Genomic DNA, 16,685 nt, shown 5'->3' on the forward strand with positions numbered 1-16,685 from the left:
CACATGAAAGCAGCTACACTGGCAGAACATATTCCACAAATACCAACATGGAAAAAATATGGTCGAGTCATTCGTGTAGTCGGTCTCATGATTGAATCACAAGGACCTGAAAGTTCAATCGGAGATGTATGCCTCATTCACGTGAATCGTTCGAATGGACAAAAAGTAATATTGAAAGCCGAGGTAGTAGGTTTTCAAGACGAAATTGTGGTGTTAATGCCATATACCAACATTCGAGATATTTCGATTGGATGTTTAGTAGAAGGAACAGGTAAACCGTTAGAAGTGAAAGTGGGACCAGCACTAATCGGAAAAGTACTCGACTCTATGGGTCTACCAGTAGACGGTTCTTCATTACCAAAAGGTTTGTTGTCCACTATTACGGAACAAGATCCTCCAAATCCGCTAACTCGACCACCAATCGATGAGAAATTAGAAGTTGGAGTAAAGGCGATTGATGGCATGTTAACAGTCGGTAAAGGGCAACGAGTTGGTATTTTCGCAGGATCTGGTGTCGGAAAAAGTACACTGCTTGGAATGATCGCGCGGAACACGAATGCAGACTTGAATGTAATTGCGCTAATCGGTGAGCGTGGACGAGAAGTGCGCGAGTTTATCGAACGTGATTTAGGTCCGGAAGGATTAAAGCGCTCCATCGTTATTGCAGCAACGTCCGATCAGCCAGCATTAATGCGAATTAAAGGAGCATTTACTGCAACCGCAATTGCGGAATATTTTCGAGACAGGGGCATGAATGTCATGCTCATGATGGATTCCGTCACTCGAGTCGCCATGGCACAACGGGAAATTGGACTTGCTGTTGGTGAACCTCCTGCGACAAGAGGGTATACCCCTTCAGTATTTTCCATCTTGCCAAAACTGTTAGAAAGAACGGGAACGAACCTACATGGTACGATTACCGCTTTTTACACCGTTTTAGTGGACGGTGATGACATGAACGAACCAATCGCGGATGCTGTTCGTGGAATTCTAGATGGACATATTGTGTTAGACCGTACGCTTGCGAATAAAGGGCAATTCCCTGCCATCAATATTTTAAAAAGCGTCAGCCGGTTGATGAATCACATTTCTGATCAAGAGCATGTCACGGCTGCAGAGTATTTACGAAATTTGTATTACCAGTACGACAAATCGGAAGATTTAATTAACATTGGTGCTTACAAAAAAGGGTCATCGAAAGAAATTGATGAGGCGATACAGTATGAACCGTTAATCGTCGATTATTTAAAGCAAAATTATTTAGAAAAAGTTCCAATGGACACAAGTATCTCGCAACTTCGGCAATTAGGCAGTAGGAGTGAATCATAATGACAGCGTATAACTATCGATTTGAAAATGTCCTCACATTGCGTGACCAAGAAAAAACGGAAATGGAAGTCGCTTACAAAGATTCCGTTCGACATTTTGAAGATGTAGCTACTAAGCTTTATGACCTTCTGAAGAAAAAAGAGAATACGTTAGAAAATCAACAGATGAATTTAGAAAAAGGTTCGACAATGGATGATTTTCATCATTACACTCGATTCATTAATGGATTAGAACGATCCATCAATGACTTACAACAAATCGTTGTGCAAGCTCGTATTAAAATGAATTGGCATGAAGAAAAGTTGATTGAAAAAAATATGGAAGTTCGAAAATATGAGAAAATGCGAGAAAAAGATTACTCACAATTTATCGAATTGCAAAACAAAAACGAAATGAATCGATTAGATGAACTATCAACATTGGCATTTCGACAAAAGAGAATGTAGGTGGACAAAATGGCAAAAGCAAACAAAAAAACGACAGAAATGGATAGAATGCCTGGTGAACCAAAAGAGCCAGGTATGATTCAAAAGTTATTTCTTTGGATTGTTATCCCTATTTTGTTTGCAGTAGCAGTCTTCCTCATCATTGCACAATTTGCCAATATTAACGTTTTTGATAGTGTGAAAAGTGCTTCAGATGTACTTCCATTTATCAGTTCAGAAGAGCCTCAGTCAGACGCAGATCGAGCGAAAGTTTTCGAAGAACGTGTTGTCACGCTTCAAGCACAAATACAGGAAAAAGAAGCGCAAATTGCAAAATTACAAACAACACTCGATGACTCCGATTCTGAGAAGGAAGCACTATTAATAGAACAAGAACGTTTGTTAGATGAAATTGCGGTATTAGAACGACAATCGACTGATTCGAAACGAGACTTTGATGAAATCATCTCGACATTTGAACAAATGTCTTCTAAAGCAGCAGCTCCTGTCATTACAAATATGAGTGATGCAGAAGCGATAAGGATCCTTACAAATGTTACTCCAGAAGTATTAGCTGGTATTTTAGAGAAAATGACTCCTCAAGATGCAGCAAAATATACGGAATTGATGTCTAAACAATAGCAAACGAATCATTGAAAGGAGGTGAAAAAAATGATCACACAACTATCCACTACATCCGTGTCGAAAACTAGTACTTCAACTACGTCTACTTCAGAAGTTGCGGCATCTAGTAAAAAAGTTAATGAAGGAACACAAAAGTCGACGAACTTTAAATCCGTCTTTAAACAAATTCATCAATCGGCCGGAAAAGAACCTACTCCAAGTGATTCTACTTCGACTACCGCAGAGAAATTAGGAGAAGTTCAGGATATCTTACAAGCAGACTCAATAGAAGATTTGTTCGGAGCACTTGGTCTTCCAACTCCTCCTGTTAGCGAATTAGAATCGATTACATTGGAATCTCTTTCGGACATGCTAGGTTTGAAAGTGGAAGAAGTCTCAGACGAACTAAAAGATCTTTTAGATGTGACAGAGCTTCCTAATTCGTTAATGGAATTAGTGCAGATAGTAGAAAAAGAAATGCCTGCTATGCTCACTAAATTAACAGAGAGCTTAACAAATGTCAGTGCAACCGATTCAAAAGGCTTATCTCAAGTACTACAAGTCATAAAAGCTGCAGAACTAATTCTTCCGAAAACAGACTTACTTTGGAAGCAAGAATTAGCAGTGTTCCAGTTAAAAGATTTGATGAAGAAGCTAGAATCAGCTATGCAACAAGTAGTATCAAAACAAAATGCACAACCAGCACAAACTAGACTAGCGATTTGGAATACGTCAACAAGTGTTCATCGTACGACAGAAGTACACGTCACAGAGACACAAATCGTGCAGAAGACGGTACAACAAACAGAACAATCTAGTTCTACGTTGAATGGACAACTGCCACAAACGAAAACAGAAACTGTCACAATAACATTGCCTACTGTAAAAGCCGCTCAATCAGAAAGCTTTGTGAAAGAATTTCAAGCGATTATGAATCGATCACAATTTGGTCAAGCTGGCGGGACAACAAAAATGTTAATCAAATTGTACCCAGAACATTTAGGAACGATTCGAGTTGAATTGGTCTCACGAGATGGAGTCATGTCTGCTAGATTGTTGGCAAATACATCTCTAGGAAAAGAAATGCTCGATTCTAGTTTGCACCAACTGAAACAAGCATTCCATCAACAAGCATTGCAAGTTGACCGGATTGACGTTTCACAAGCTTTACAAGACTCTAACAGGCAAGAAAAACAATCATTTAATGGAGCATTCCAGCAACGTTCTCAACAAAATGACACAAAACAAGAAGAAGAGTCACAAGAAGATACATCCTTCCAAGATGTATTAATGGAAATGGAGGTTTAAAAATGGCAAATTCGCAAGCAATCAACAGCAATTTCTATTTATCGCAAGTACAACAAACGCGTAAAACAGGAAACAGTGCACTCGGAAAAGACGAGTTTTTAAAAATTTTAATGGCTCAACTTCAAAACCAGGATCCAACAAATCCCATGAAGGACAATGAATTCATTGCACAAATGGCTCAATTTTCTTCATTAGAACAAATGACAAATATGACCAAAGCATTCGAATCATTTGCAGATGGTCAACAACAAATGCAATTAATTCAGTACAATTCATTCGTTGGAAAAGAAGTGACTTGGCACGAATTAACAGAAGAAGTAACTGAAGACGGTAAACCTGTTGTAAACGAAGGAAAGGGTGCAATCCAATCTGTCAAATTCGTGGATGGATCTGTAGAGTTTACATTAACGGATGGTAAAGTCATCAATCCAGGAAATATTTCAGAAGTAACTAGTTCAAGTACAAGCTCCAATTCACTAGTGGAAGCAAGTATGTTAATTGGAAAAACCGTCACGTATGACAAAGATGGAGCAGATACTTCAAGTGAAGTCGTATCCGTTACAAACAAAGGTGGCAAATTAGAATACGTTCTAGCAAACGGTGAAAAAGTTAATTCATCTCAATTCACAACAATAAGCGAATAGATCGGAGCAACGCATATGGACAAATTGAACATTCAACGCGTTCCAGTGCACCCGGGAATCCTGCAAACATCAGTGAAACCCAAACCATCGCTTCCACCTAAGCAATCGTTTTTGCAACATTTACAACACGCCACAGATGCAGTAGAACTTAAAGTAAGTAAACACGCATCTCAACGACTAGTTGAAAGAAATATTACCATTTCAGAAAAAGAATGGATGCAAGTAACCGATAAAGTAATGGAAGCACGTAAAATGGGTATGAAAGATTCACTCGTGTTAATGGATCAAGCTGCACTTATCGTAAGTGCGAAAAATGCTACTGTCATAACAGCCATGGACCGCAAGGAAGCGCAAAACCAAATCTTTACAAACATCGATGGAACGATCATATTAAATTAATCGGCAGGACCTCGAATAGGATGCCGACGAGCTGCTGACTGATAGACGCAGACTCAATCCAATCTAGGAGGAAAACAAACAATGTTACGTTCAATGTACTCAGGAATCAGTGGATTAAAAAACTTCCAAACAAAATTAGATGTAATTGGGAACAATATCTCCAACGTAAATACGTACGGATTCAAAAAGGGTCGTACCGTTTTCAAAGACCTTATCTCGCAAACAGTATCAGGTGCATCTGCTGCAACAGCAACACGCGGTGGGGTTAACCCGAAACAAGTTGGACTAGGTTCACAAATCGCAGCAATCGATACCATCCACACTGGTGGGTCAATGCAATCAACAGGTCGCGTACTTGACCTTGCCATCTCAGGAGACGGCTTCTTCCAAGTGGCGGATGGAAATGCAACAAGTTATGGAGCTAAACTTTTCACTCGTGCAGGTAATTTTTACATGGACAACAAAGGTTATTTAGTTAATGGAGATGGTAAATATCTAGTTGGTGTTGCTGATCAAGCTGGTGCAGCTGCTGCAGGAACTACTTTTACTAACGCTGCTGCCGCAAATGCTATAACTTCAGCTGTAGATGGTACAAATCCAGCTGCTGCAGGTAATTATCAAGTAAAACCTATTCGTATTCCGACAGACGCTCAAAGCATGTCAGTTGGTCAAGATGGTGTTGTAACATTTGTTGATTCTGCCGGTACTCTTCGTTATGCAGGTCAAGTAGTTTTAACAAAATTTTCAAATTCAGGTGGACTTGAAAAAGTTGGAGCAAATTACTTTCAAGAATCCGCTAACTCTGGTGTCCCATTCTTTGCAGCTGCAACTCAGCAAGGTATGGGTTCGATCAACTCTGGTTTCCTAGAAATGTCGAACGTTGACCTTTCAGAAGAATTCACTGAAATGATCGTTGCACAACGTGGTTTCCAAGCAAATACACGTATCATCACAACTTCAGATGAAATCTTGCAAGAACTAGTTAACTTAAAACGTTAATACTAAAATCTCATTTTAGAAATTAACAATTATAGAATAAGGGTGTCAAAAGACGGCGACTCCTGCGGAATAAAGAGCGGACGAGACCCCGCAGAGCAGTGATCTTCTGCTCGAGGAGGCTCGAACGTTCTTCCGCGGAAAGCGTCCGTCTAAAGAAATCCGAAGGATTCAAAATACAACATACAAAGGGGGGCTGGGCCGGCTCCCTCCGAGCTCGGCCCTTTTCTATGATTGAATTAACACGATTAAACGGACATCCATTTTCTTTAAATGCTTTATACATAGAAACAGTAGAGTCATTTCCAGATACGACGATCACATTAACAAACGGTCGGAAATATGTAACGAAAGATTCTGCGGAAGAAGTACAAGCGAAAATTCTCGCGTTTTACCAGTCTGTACAATTACTATCGAACCCCCATTTAAGAGGTGATTTGGATGAAGAATAAATTATTAACGATTATGCTCATTATTTTAGTTTCCATTACACTCATTGGAGTAGTTGCACTTATTTTAGTTATGCAGCTAAACAAAGGGGAAGAAGATACCGCTCCTACAATTGATGAAATTGTGGAAGCATCTATCGACGTACCCGAAATTACAACAAATTTAGCTGGTAATGACTTCATTCGCCTTTCATTAAAAATACAGACTGATAGTAAAGAAGCTGCGGAAGAATTAGCAAAACGTGATTTCCAAGTGAAAAATATCGTGATTCAACAGCTCTCCGAAATGACAGCAGAAGACTTAAATGGCAAAGATGGAAAAGCAACATTTGAAAATGCGTTAAAATTGCAAGTGAATGAGTTAATGCAAGATGGTGAGGTACAGCAAGTGTATATTACCTCCTACATTATTCAGTAATTGCACCAAATGGATAGGAGGTGGGGAAAATGGCTGGAGATGTTTTATCGCAAAATGAAATCGATGCGTTATTATCGGCTCTCTCAACTGGTGAAATGACCGCTGATGAAATAAAAAAAGAAGAAGAAACGAAAAAAGTTAAAAACTACGACTTTAAACGTGCGCTTCGGTTTTCTAAAGATCAAATCCGAAGTTTGACCCGTATACACGAAAACTTTGCACGATTGCTAACAACTTTTTTCTCCGCACAACTAAGAACGTACGTGCAAATTTCGGTAGCTTCTGTCGATCAAATTCCTTTCGAAGAATTTATTCGATCCATACCGAACATAACTTTGATTAACGTCTTTGAAGTTCCACCGTTAGATGGCAATATCTTAATGGAAATAAACCCGAATATAGCGTATTCCATGCTCGATCGTTTAATGGGTGGAGCGGGAATTTCCACAAGTAAAATCGAATCGTTAACGGAAATTGAGTCGAAAATCATGACAAATCTTTTTGAGCGATCCTTCGATAATCTACGTGAAGCTTGGATGAACATTTCGGACATTGATCCTATTTTGACCGAATTAGAAGTAAATCCACAATTTTTACAGATGATTTCTCCAAACGAAACGGTGGTTGTAATTTCCTTTAACACGATTATTGGAGAAACAAGTGGGATGATTAATATTTGTATTCCACATGTCGTATTAGAACCAATCGTTCCAAATTTATCGGTTCGTTACTGGATGCAGACGAATAAAAAAGCTGTATCTCCAGAACAATTGGCAATTTTAGAAAATCGAGTAAAGTCAGCTAGTTTACCGGTTGTAGCAGAATTAGGACATTCTGAAATAACAATTGAAGATTTCCTTCTCTTACAACCGTTAGATGTTATACAATTAAATCAGAAAATTGAAGAACCTCTCGTGCTTCGAGTAGGAAATATTCCGAAATTTACTGTCCAACCTGGTCAACTGAAAAAGAAAATGGCCGTCCAGGTAATGGAAACCTTGAAAGGAGGAAATGACGATGATGAGTGACGATATGCTCTCCCAAGATGAAATAGAAGCGTTATTACGAGGAGAAACAATTGAACCGAAAGAAACAGCACCTGCATCTGAAAAAGAAATAAATGTCGATGACTACCTAGACAATATTGCGAAAGACGCTCTGGGAGAAATCGGAAATATTTCTTTTGGTAGCTCAGCAACAGCTCTTTCCGCACTTTTAGGACAGAAAGTAGAAATCACGACACCGACTGTCGGTATGATTAATAAGAATAAGCTGGTGGAGGAATTTCCACATCCGTATGTGGCCGTTGGAGTTGAATATACAACGGGATTAATTGGTTCCAACCTTCTTGTCATTAAACAAAGCGATGCAGCAATTATTGCGGACTTAATGTTAGGCGGAGATGGTTTAGCTCCAAGTCCTGATTTAAGTGAAATCCAATTGAGTGCTGTACAAGAAGCTATGAATCAAATGATGGGTTCTGCTGCAACATCTATGTCGACTGTATTCAATAAAAAAGTGGATATTTCGCCACCTACAATTGATTTGTTGAATGTAGAAGAAAATGAAGGCACGGATCAAATTCCAGATGAAAACCTGTTAATTAAAGTAAGTTTCCGTTTGAAAATTGGAGAGTTAATCGACTCTAATATTATGCAATTGCTTCCGTTACAATTTGCCCTTGATTTAGTAAAAGGCTTAATGGGGGAAGAGGAAGTAGCAGTAACAGCAACAGAAGCACCTCCAGTGCAAGAAGCACGTCCGGTTCAACAAGCTACACCTACTCAACAAGTTGCACAGCCAATGTACCAAGAACCAATTCAAACACAACCGCGTCAACAAGCGCAACAAGTGAATGTCCAACAAGCACAATTTACAAGCTTTGAGTCTAATCAATTAACTCAGGGTGAATCACGTAATTTAAATATGTTATTAGATATTCCTCTTCAAGTAACAGTGGAATTAGGTCGTACGAAACGGTCCGTGAAAGAAATTTTGGAACTTACAAGTGGTTCCATTATTGAGTTAGATAAATTAGCTGGGGAACCCGTTGATATTTTAGTAAATGCACGATTAGTTGCCAAAGGGGAAGTTGTTGTCATTGATGAAAACTTCGGCGTTCGAATTACGGATATTGTTAGTCAAGCAGATCGCTTAAATAACTTAAGATAGTTTACTAATGGAGGAATACACACTATGTCGAAACGTATTTTAATAGTTGACGATGCAGCATTCATGCGCATGATGATTAAAGATATTTTATCTAAAAATGGCTTTGAAGTTGTTGGAGAAGCAGCGGACGGAGTTCAAGCAATTGAAAAATACAATGAACTAAAGCCGGATTTAGTCACAATGGATATTACAATGCCAGAAATGGATGGAATTGCAGCGTTAAAATCGATTAAAGAAAAAGACCCGAGTGCGACAATTATCATGTGTTCAGCAATGGGCCAACAAGCGATGGTAATCGATGCGATACAAGCTGGAGCAAAAGATTTTATCGTAAAACCTTTCCAAGCGGACCGTGTAATTGAAGCGATTCAAAAAGCGATAGGATAATCGATGGGGATGACTTACTTCAGAAGGAGTATATTGTCGTTCGGTGTCATTGCTATTCTAGTTTTAGTTTTGAATAGTACATTTGTGAATGTAACCTTCGCTGAAGGGAATGAAACAGTAAATGACTGTATACAAAATCCAGATGAGTGTAATTCACCAGACTCCCCAGCTGCCGAACCGAGTTCCGATCCGGCAGCTGTAAGTTTGTCTGCGTGGGATTACATCAAAATGGTATTAGCACTTTTATTTGTTGTTGCTTTACTCTATATTGTCCTACGCTGGATCAATCGCAATAATCGTTCATACCAACGAAACCAACTTGTTCAAAATCTTGGCGGAGTGTCGATAGGTCAACAAAAATCCGTACAAGTTATACAAGTAGGAAAATCATTATTGGTTGTTGGCGTTGGAGAAGATATTTCGATGTTAAAAGAAATCAAAGATGAAGAAGAAAAAGCGACGATTTTGCAGTCTTTTGATGAGAAACAAGACTTTTCGACGCCTATTCCGTATATTTCTGAGTTGATTCAAAAAATTCCTTTTCGTTCTGCGACTAATCATCAGAATGAAACCAATTCACCGCAATTCGGTGCAATGTTACATAAACGACTAGATGAAATTAAGAAAAAACGTAAAGATTCCTTATCTAGCATGGAGAGCTCCCGAAAGGAGAAGGATGATCAATGAATGAGTTTTTACAATCTTTCGGAGAAAACGATCCTTCGACTATTTCAACTTCGATCAAGTTGCTCTTACTCTTAACGGTCTTGTCGTTAGCTCCAGCTATTTTAATATTAATGACATCGTTTGCTCGAATCGTCATTATCCTTTCTTTTGTTCGGACAGCATTGGCGACACAACAAATGCCACCGAACCAAGTAATTATTGGTCTGGCACTGTTTTTGACATTTTTTATCATGTCTCCAACATTGCAGCAAGTAAATGAAGAAGCTTTGACTCCTCTGTTTGATGAAGAAATAACATTGGACGAGGCGTATTCAAGAGCAAGTGGTCCATTTATTGAGTTTATGAGTAAACACACAAGACAAAAAGATTTGGATTTATTTTTAAGCTATAACGGAGCAGAACGTCCGGAGTCTATTCAAGATATTCCGTTAACGATTATGGTTCCAGCATTTGCATTAAGTGAGATCAAAACAGCGTTCCAAATCGGATTTATGATTTTCATCCCTTTTCTTGTAATCGATATGATTGTAGCAAGTGTCTTAATGTCGATGGGGATGATGATGTTACCACCAGTAATGATTTCATTGCCATTTAAGATTTTATTATTCGTGTTAGTGGATGGATGGTATTTAGTAATGAAGTCGATACTTCAAAGTTTTTAGGGGATGATCCAAGATGACAGGTGAAATGGTTATTTCTATAGCAGAACGTGCAATTTGGGTCATCCTGTATGTCTCTGGACCCTTGCTGTTAATTGCGTTGATAACGGGGCTTTTAGTGAGTATTTTCCAAGCGACGACGCAAATTCAGGAACAGACATTAGCCTTTGTTCCGAAAATCATAGCCGTTTTGGTCGGCATCATCTTTTTTGGCCCTTATATGCTTACGCAATTGATTAGCTATTCAAAAGATATTTTTGAAAATTTAGTAAGGTATATCGGGTAACGCGATGGATATTGTGATGCCAAATGTATCCGTTTTGTTATTAGTAATTGCTCGCGTTTCTTCCTTTTTTGTCACGTTACCACTGTTTTCACATCGAACGATTCCAGCGATGCATCGAATTGGTTTTGCAGTACTTATTGCTTGGATGATGTACTTTACAATGGATGTCGAAGCTTTTGAAATAAATGGGCAATACTTATTACTCGTAATTAAGGAAGTAATTGTCGGTTTGTTTATCGGTCTATTAGCATATATCATCATGTCCGCTATTCAAGTTGCAGGATCATTTATTGATTTTCAAATGGGGTTTGCCATTGCCAATATTATCGATCCACAAACAGGTGCACAAAGCCCGTTACTTGGACAGTTTTTTAATACGTTAGCTTTGTTATTACTACTAGCGTTAGATGGTCATCATTTGTTGTTGGATGGTATATTTTACAGCTATCAATTCATCCCTATGGACTCTGTTTGGCCGGCATTCGATTCGTCTAATTTCGTTGAATTTATCATGAAAACATTTACTGCAGTATTTGCTATTGCATTTCAAATGTCTGTTCCAATAGTTGCTACACTATTCTTGGTAGATGTTGCGCTTGGAATTACTGCAAGAACCGTTCCACAATTGAACATTTTCGTTATCGGTTTTCCTATCAAAATAGGTGTAAGTTTTATTGTCTTAATTATTATGATGGCGGTTATGATCGCGGTTATCGAAAATTTGTTTGAAGTAATGATTGTAAGTATGCGAGATCTGATGATTATTTTAGGTGGTGGCTAATATGTTTTTGCTTCAAGTTGATTTGCAATTCTTCGCAGGAGAAAAGACAGAAAAAGCGACTCCGAAAAAACGTCAGGACTCACGAAAAAAGGGACAAGTATTAAAGAGTCAAGATGTTACAAGTGCTTTAGTTTTGTTTTCCGTCTTTCTCTTTTTATGGTTTGGCGCTGGATTTATGAGAGAGCCGATTTTTGCGTTTTTCTATCAAACGTTTCAACAATACATATTAATGGAAGATTTGTCGGTGGAAACCGTCATGTTAATATATTCAGATTTATTAAAAGAAATGGCGATTGTTGTCTTACCGATTATGGCAATTGCTGTTATTGCAGGTATCGCAGGTAATTTCTTTCAATTTGGATTACTTTTCACGGCAGAACCTTTAAAGCTTGACTTGAAAAAGTTAGATCCGATAAAAGGGTTTAAGCGGATTTTCTCCTTACGTGCAATAGTTGAATTATTAAAATCTGTCTTAAAGATTTCGTTGATTGGCACAGTAACTTTCATTATATTATGGATGAACATTGACCAGGTTTTGGCCTTGTCGTTTAAGAGTCCTTGGGACACATTATCCACTGTTGCGTTATTAACGGTCTACATGGGACTGGGAGCATCCATCGTATTATTAGGGATCTCCATACTAGATTATTTTTATCAGAAATATGACTATGAAAAAAACTTAAAAATGTCGAAACAAGACATTAAAGATGAACATAAAAATACAGAAGGTGATCCGATGATTAAATCTCGGATTAAGCAACGACAACGTGAAATGGCAATGCGTCGGATGATGCAAGAAGTTCCTAAAGCAGATGTGGTCATCACGAACCCAACCCATTATGCGATCGCTTTAAAATATGAAGACGGCAAAATGGATGCTCCAGTTGTAATTGCGAAGGGTGCAGATTTTGTCGCTCAAAAGATAAAATTGATTGCGAAAGAAAACGATGTTGTCATGGTAGAGAACAGAGATCTTGCACGTGGAATGTACGACCAAGTAGAAATTGGCGACAGAATTCCAGAGGAATTTTTCCGAGCTGTCGCAGAAGTACTGGCGTATGTGTATCGGATCAAGCAGAAAATTTAGCTTAGGTGATGGGAGGAAAAAGCATGCAAATTCGTGATATTGGTGTTTTATCGGCAGTTATTTTAATCGTTGCCATGCTGATTATTCCTCTCCCAGGATGGGCGTTAAGCTTTTTAATCATCATAAATATTACGTTAGCACTCATGGTGTTACTAACTTCAATGAACATGCAGGAAGCTTTACAGTTTTCGATTTTTCCATCGTTATTACTCTTGCTTACCTTATTTCGATTAGGGTTGAATGTTTCAACTACACGTGCAATTTTATCTGAGGGGCAAGCTGGTGGAGTAGTAGAGACGTTCGGAACGTTCGTTGTTGGTGGAAACATTTTAGTTGGTCTAGTAGTGTTCGTTATTCTGATCATTATTCAATTTATTGTTATTACAAAAGGTTCGGAACGTGTTTCGGAAGTCGCGGCTCGATTCACTCTCGATGCAATGCCAGGAAAGCAAATGAGTATTGATGCTGATTTAAATGCTGGAATGATTTCCGAAAAAGAAGCGCGTGAAAGACGAGAAAAAGTTGGAAATGAAGCGGATTTTTACGGTGCCATGGATGGTGCGACAAAGTTCGTAAAAGGGGACGCAATTGCTGGTATTATCATCGTTATTATTAACTTATTAGTTGGGATGATTATCGGGGTTGTTCAGATGGGCTTGCCGTTTTCTGAAGCTGCATTGCTTTTCTCAAAATTAACAGTCGGTGATGGAATCGTTTCTCAAATTCCTGCACTCTTAATTTCCACAGCAACAGGGATTGTTGTAACACGTGCTGCATCTGAAGGGAATTTAGGTGGAGATATTACCCGTCAATTGTTAGGTCAGCCCAAATTGCTATATGTAGCTGCTAGTACAATATTTCTACTAGGTATCGCAACACCTATTACCGATATCTTAACGATCCCAATCGCTGCAACATTAGCTATCAGTGCGTATATTATGTCGAAAAAAGCAAACGAAACGACAGAAGAGTTAGAAGAATATGAAGAAGAAATTACGACGGACGGCATGAAAAGTCCGGAAAATGTCGTTAATTTACTAAATGTTGATCCAATTGAATTTGAATTTGGATACGGCTTAATTCCGTTAGTAGATACTGCTCAAGGAGGCGACTTGTTAGATCGTGTCGTAATGATTCGTCGTCAGTTAGCCCTAGAGCTAGGAATTGTCATTCCTGTTGTACGAATTCGCGATAACATTCAACTGCAACCGAATGAATACCGGATTAAAATCAAAGGAAATGAAATGGCTCGAGGGGAATTGCTTCTCGATCATTATTTAGCAATGAGTCCGGGAGACGATGATTCCATCGAAGGTATCGATACGATTGAGCCATCGTTTGGATTGCCTGCAAAATGGATTACAGAACCCGTTAAAGAAGATGCCGAAATGCTTGGCTATACCGTAGTAGATCCACCTAGTGTCGTGTCCACGCATATGACGGAAATTATCCGAGCAAATGCGCACGAGTTATTAGGTAGACAAGAAACGAAACAATTGCTAGATCACGTACGTGAAACCTATCCGATCTTAGTTGATGAGATAACACCAAGTCCACTTTCCGTTGGAGAAATTCAAAAGGTATTGAGTAAATTATTAAAAGAGCACGTGTCTGTTCGAAATTTACCGATTATCTTTGAAACTCTCGCTGATTATGCAAAATTGACATCCGATGTCGATATATTAACGGAATACGTTCGACAGTCTCTAGCTCGTCAAATTACATCTCAATATGCTGGGAATGAAGCATCTCTAAAGGTATTAACTGTCTCTGGTAAAGTCGAAAAAGTTATTGCGGACCATATTCAACAAACAGAGCATGGTAACTATCTATCCATTGATCCGAATGATTCGCAATCCATCTTAGAATCGATTGCAAAAGAAGTCGATCGAGTTTCCTTAATCGATCAGACACCGGTAGTTCTATGTTCTCCAGCAGTAAGAATGTATTTACGGCAAATGACGGAACGATACTTTCCTCAAATTCCAATTTTATCGTATAACGAATTAGAATCTTCTATTGAAGTGCAAAGTGTAGGGGTGGTGACGGTAGAATGAGAATGAAAAAAATTACAGCTAAGTCAATGCCAGATGCTATGACGAAAGTGAGAGCGGAATTAGGCGAAGATGCGGTTATTTTAAATTCAAAAGTAGTTTATACAAATGGCATACTAGGGTTATTTAAAAAGAAGCAAATTGAAGTAGTTGCAGGATTAGAAGAAGTGTCGGTTCTCCAGTCGTCCAAATTAAACGCAGAAAAACCCGTTTCGCATCCGGTCACTACTTCTGTTTCGCCGGAACTGAAGCAAGAGCTTTCTGAATTGAAAAATATGATGAAAGAATTGAAACGGCCACACGTGAGTCATTTTCCAGACGATATTGAATCACAGCTGAATTATCTACGCAATCAAGATGTAAACGAAGAGCTTGTCACGGAGATTGGTGATGAGCTTTTTGAGCATAAAAAAGCAACCGGAGAAGTACTCGACGCACCAACGTTTCTATCGATCACTAGCCGTGTTTTGAAAGAGAAATTGCAAGATTTGCCATTTGGTGGGCTTTCTTACCGGAAAAAATATATCAACATTTTAGGTCCAACAGGTGTTGGTAAAACAACGACAATTGCAAAAATGGCAGCACGTGCGGTTCTTGAAAAGAAAAAGAAAATAGGATTTATTACAACAGATACGTATCGAATTGCTGCGATTGAACAATTAAAAACGTATGCTAATTTGCTTCAGGCACCAGTTGAAGTGGTGTATAACAAAGAAGACTTTGAACAAGCCAATCGCAATTACTTGGATGTTGACTTAGTTTTCATTGACACAGCTGGCCGCAATTATTTAGAAAGTAAATTTGTGGAAGAAATGAAAAATTTGCTGCACTTTAATGACAGTGTCGCATCTTTCTTAGTACTTTCAAGTACATCTAAAGAGAGAGACATGCGTGCCATTATCGAGCAATTTTCCACTATTCCAATCGATCAATTCATTATGACGAAAGTAGATGAAACAAGCTCAATCGGTGCAATTATCAATATTTTGATCGAACAACAAAAAGGTTTAGCCTATTTAACTGATGGACAAGAAGTTCCCGAGGACATTACGGAAGCAACAGTAGACGGTTTGATAAAAATGCTATTAAAGGAGTATTCCTATGCATGATCAAGCGGAGAAATTGCGCCTCCATATGTTGAAAAGCCAAGGGAAAATTGCTAAATCCATTGCGATAGTGAGCGGAAAAGGTGGAGTTGGGAAAAGTAATTTCTCCATGAACTTTGCTTGTATGCTTGGAGAATTAAAGAAAAAAGTAGTCATCGTGGACATGGATCTAGGGATGGGGAATATTCATATTCTTCTCGGAAAATCTGTGCCTCGCAACTTAAAAGATTATTTAGAGGGTAAAGCCACTCTCGAAGAAGTAATGTTCGATGGTCCAAATGGAATCCAATATATTTCCGGGGGATCAGGTTTAAATGGAGTAGTCGAATGGACAGATGAGATGTATGAACGTCTTATCGTGGCATTTGAAGCATTGCAGCAACAAACTGATTTTATTTTGTTTGATATGGGAGCAGGTGCCACGAACAAAACGTTGGATTTAATCGTTGCAGTAGACGAAGTAATTGTCATTTCAACAGCAGAACCTACTTCCATTACGGATGCTTATTCCATGATGAAATATATTTATTATAAAGATGCATCAAAAGATTTTTATTTAGTATGTAACCGAGCGTTCACTCCAGAAGAAGGTAAAGAAACAACTACTCGTCTTTCTTTTGCGATGAAAAAGTTTCTAGAGAAAGAGGTCGTAATTTTAGGTTCTTTACCTGAAGATGATGTTGTGCGCAAAGCGGTTCGAGAACAAATTCCATTTAGCATTCGGTACCCAGAGGCATCCATCACTCGTTCGCTAAAGCTTATTGCCACCAAATTTGTGCAAAACGAGTTTGTGGAAGAACCTGAATCGGAAGGATCATCATCGAACTTTATACAAAAACTACGCGGCATATTTTCACGAGGGAGGTCAGAATAA

General features: G+C 38.7%; 20 protein-coding genes. All 20 read left to right on the forward strand.

The window, feature by feature from the left end:
• Window positions 1-3 precede the first annotated feature (3 nt).
• The 20 genes from fliI to D3873_RS04950 all read left to right on the forward strand — a co-directional run bounded on the left by fliI (window position 4) and on the right by D3873_RS04950 (window position 16,685).
• Window positions 4-1,329, forward strand: coding sequence for a flagellar protein export ATPase FliI (fliI, locus tag D3873_RS04855; RefSeq protein WP_119882981.1), 1,326 nt, complete (start codon window positions 4-6; stop codon window positions 1,327-1,329).
• Entirely contained in the window at window positions 1,329-1,775 is a 447-nt protein-coding gene (fliJ, locus tag D3873_RS04860; protein WP_119882982.1) for a flagellar export protein FliJ, read from the forward strand. Before fliI ends, fliJ begins: the two co-directional genes overlap by 1 nt.
• A 9-nt stretch (window positions 1,776-1,784) precedes the next feature.
• Window positions 1,785-2,396, forward strand: a complete 612-nt coding sequence (locus tag D3873_RS04865) for a MotE family protein (protein WP_119882983.1) — start codon at window positions 1,785-1,787, stop codon at window positions 2,394-2,396.
• A 30-nt stretch (window positions 2,397-2,426) separates the two neighbouring features.
• Entirely contained in the window at window positions 2,427-3,686 is a 1,260-nt protein-coding gene (locus D3873_RS04870; RefSeq protein ID WP_119882984.1) for a flagellar hook-length control protein FliK, read from the forward strand.
• 2 nt (window positions 3,687-3,688) lie between these two features.
• Window positions 3,689-4,330, forward strand: a complete 642-nt coding sequence (gene flgD, locus D3873_RS04875; protein WP_119882985.1) for a flagellar hook assembly protein FlgD — start codon at window positions 3,689-3,691, stop codon at window positions 4,328-4,330.
• 15 nt (window positions 4,331-4,345) lie between these two features.
• Entirely contained in the window at window positions 4,346-4,729 is a 384-nt protein-coding gene (locus D3873_RS04880) for a TIGR02530 family flagellar biosynthesis protein (protein ID WP_119882986.1), read from the forward strand.
• A gap of 81 nt (window positions 4,730-4,810) precedes the next feature.
• Complete coding sequence (gene flgG, locus D3873_RS04885; protein ID WP_119882987.1) at window positions 4,811-5,728, forward strand: flagellar basal body rod protein FlgG; 918 nt, start codon at window positions 4,811-4,813, stop codon at window positions 5,726-5,728.
• A gap of 227 nt (window positions 5,729-5,955) precedes the next feature.
• Window positions 5,956-6,177 carry a flagellar FlbD family protein gene (locus D3873_RS04890; protein ID WP_119882988.1) on the forward strand — a complete coding sequence of 74 codons (222 nt, stop codon included), beginning with the start codon at window positions 5,956-5,958 and terminating at the stop codon, window positions 6,175-6,177.
• Window positions 6,167-6,592 carry a flagellar basal body-associated protein FliL gene (fliL, locus tag D3873_RS04895; RefSeq protein WP_119882989.1) on the forward strand — a complete coding sequence of 142 codons (426 nt, stop codon included), beginning with the start codon at window positions 6,167-6,169 and terminating at the stop codon, window positions 6,590-6,592. The genes D3873_RS04890 and fliL overlap by 11 nt, the downstream gene beginning before the upstream one ends.
• 29 nt (window positions 6,593-6,621) lie before the next feature.
• Window positions 6,622-7,620 (forward strand): flagellar motor switch protein FliM, encoded by a 999-nt coding sequence (gene fliM / locus D3873_RS04900; protein WP_119882990.1) that lies wholly within the window; start codon window positions 6,622-6,624, stop codon window positions 7,618-7,620.
• On the forward strand, window positions 7,613-8,764 hold the full coding sequence (fliY, locus tag D3873_RS04905) for a flagellar motor switch phosphatase FliY (protein ID WP_119884478.1): 1,152 nt from the start codon (window positions 7,613-7,615) through the stop codon (window positions 8,762-8,764). The genes fliM and fliY overlap by 8 nt, the downstream gene beginning before the upstream one ends.
• 24 nt (window positions 8,765-8,788) lie before the next feature.
• Window positions 8,789-9,151 carry a response regulator gene (locus tag D3873_RS04910; RefSeq protein WP_119882991.1) on the forward strand — a complete coding sequence of 121 codons (363 nt, stop codon included), beginning with the start codon at window positions 8,789-8,791 and terminating at the stop codon, window positions 9,149-9,151.
• Window positions 9,152-9,184: 33 nt separating this feature from the next.
• Window positions 9,185-9,838: a flagellar biosynthetic protein FliO gene (locus D3873_RS04915; RefSeq protein WP_162920138.1), complete on the forward strand. Its 654-nt coding sequence runs from the start codon at window positions 9,185-9,187 to the stop codon at window positions 9,836-9,838.
• Window positions 9,835-10,500, forward strand: a complete 666-nt coding sequence (gene fliP / locus D3873_RS04920; protein ID WP_119882993.1) for a flagellar type III secretion system pore protein FliP — start codon at window positions 9,835-9,837, stop codon at window positions 10,498-10,500. The genes D3873_RS04915 and fliP overlap by 4 nt, the downstream gene beginning before the upstream one ends.
• Window positions 10,501-10,513: 13 nt before the next feature.
• Window positions 10,514-10,783: a flagellar biosynthesis protein FliQ gene (gene fliQ, locus D3873_RS04925; protein WP_119882994.1), complete on the forward strand. Its 270-nt coding sequence runs from the start codon at window positions 10,514-10,516 to the stop codon at window positions 10,781-10,783.
• A gap of 4 nt (window positions 10,784-10,787) precedes the next feature.
• Complete coding sequence (fliR, locus tag D3873_RS04930; RefSeq protein ID WP_119882995.1) at window positions 10,788-11,564, forward strand: flagellar biosynthetic protein FliR; 777 nt, start codon at window positions 10,788-10,790, stop codon at window positions 11,562-11,564.
• A 1-nt stretch (window position 11,565) separates the two neighbouring features.
• Window positions 11,566-12,651 (forward strand): flagellar biosynthesis protein FlhB, encoded by a 1,086-nt coding sequence (gene flhB, locus D3873_RS04935; RefSeq protein ID WP_119882996.1) that lies wholly within the window; start codon window positions 11,566-11,568, stop codon window positions 12,649-12,651.
• A gap of 23 nt (window positions 12,652-12,674) precedes the next feature.
• Window positions 12,675-14,708: a flagellar biosynthesis protein FlhA gene (gene flhA / locus D3873_RS04940; protein WP_119882997.1), complete on the forward strand. Its 2,034-nt coding sequence runs from the start codon at window positions 12,675-12,677 to the stop codon at window positions 14,706-14,708.
• Window positions 14,705-15,814 (forward strand): flagellar biosynthesis GTPase FlhF, encoded by a 1,110-nt coding sequence (gene flhF, locus D3873_RS04945; protein WP_119882998.1) that lies wholly within the window; start codon window positions 14,705-14,707, stop codon window positions 15,812-15,814. The genes flhA and flhF overlap by 4 nt, the downstream gene beginning before the upstream one ends.
• Entirely contained in the window at window positions 15,807-16,685 is an 879-nt protein-coding gene (locus D3873_RS04950; RefSeq protein WP_119882999.1) for a MinD/ParA family protein, read from the forward strand. The genes flhF and D3873_RS04950 overlap by 8 nt, the downstream gene beginning before the upstream one ends.

Origin of the sequence: Paenisporosarcina cavernae (assembly GCF_003595195.1) — a bacterium.
GTDB lineage: Bacteria > Bacillota > Bacilli > Bacillales_A > Planococcaceae > Paenisporosarcina > Paenisporosarcina cavernae.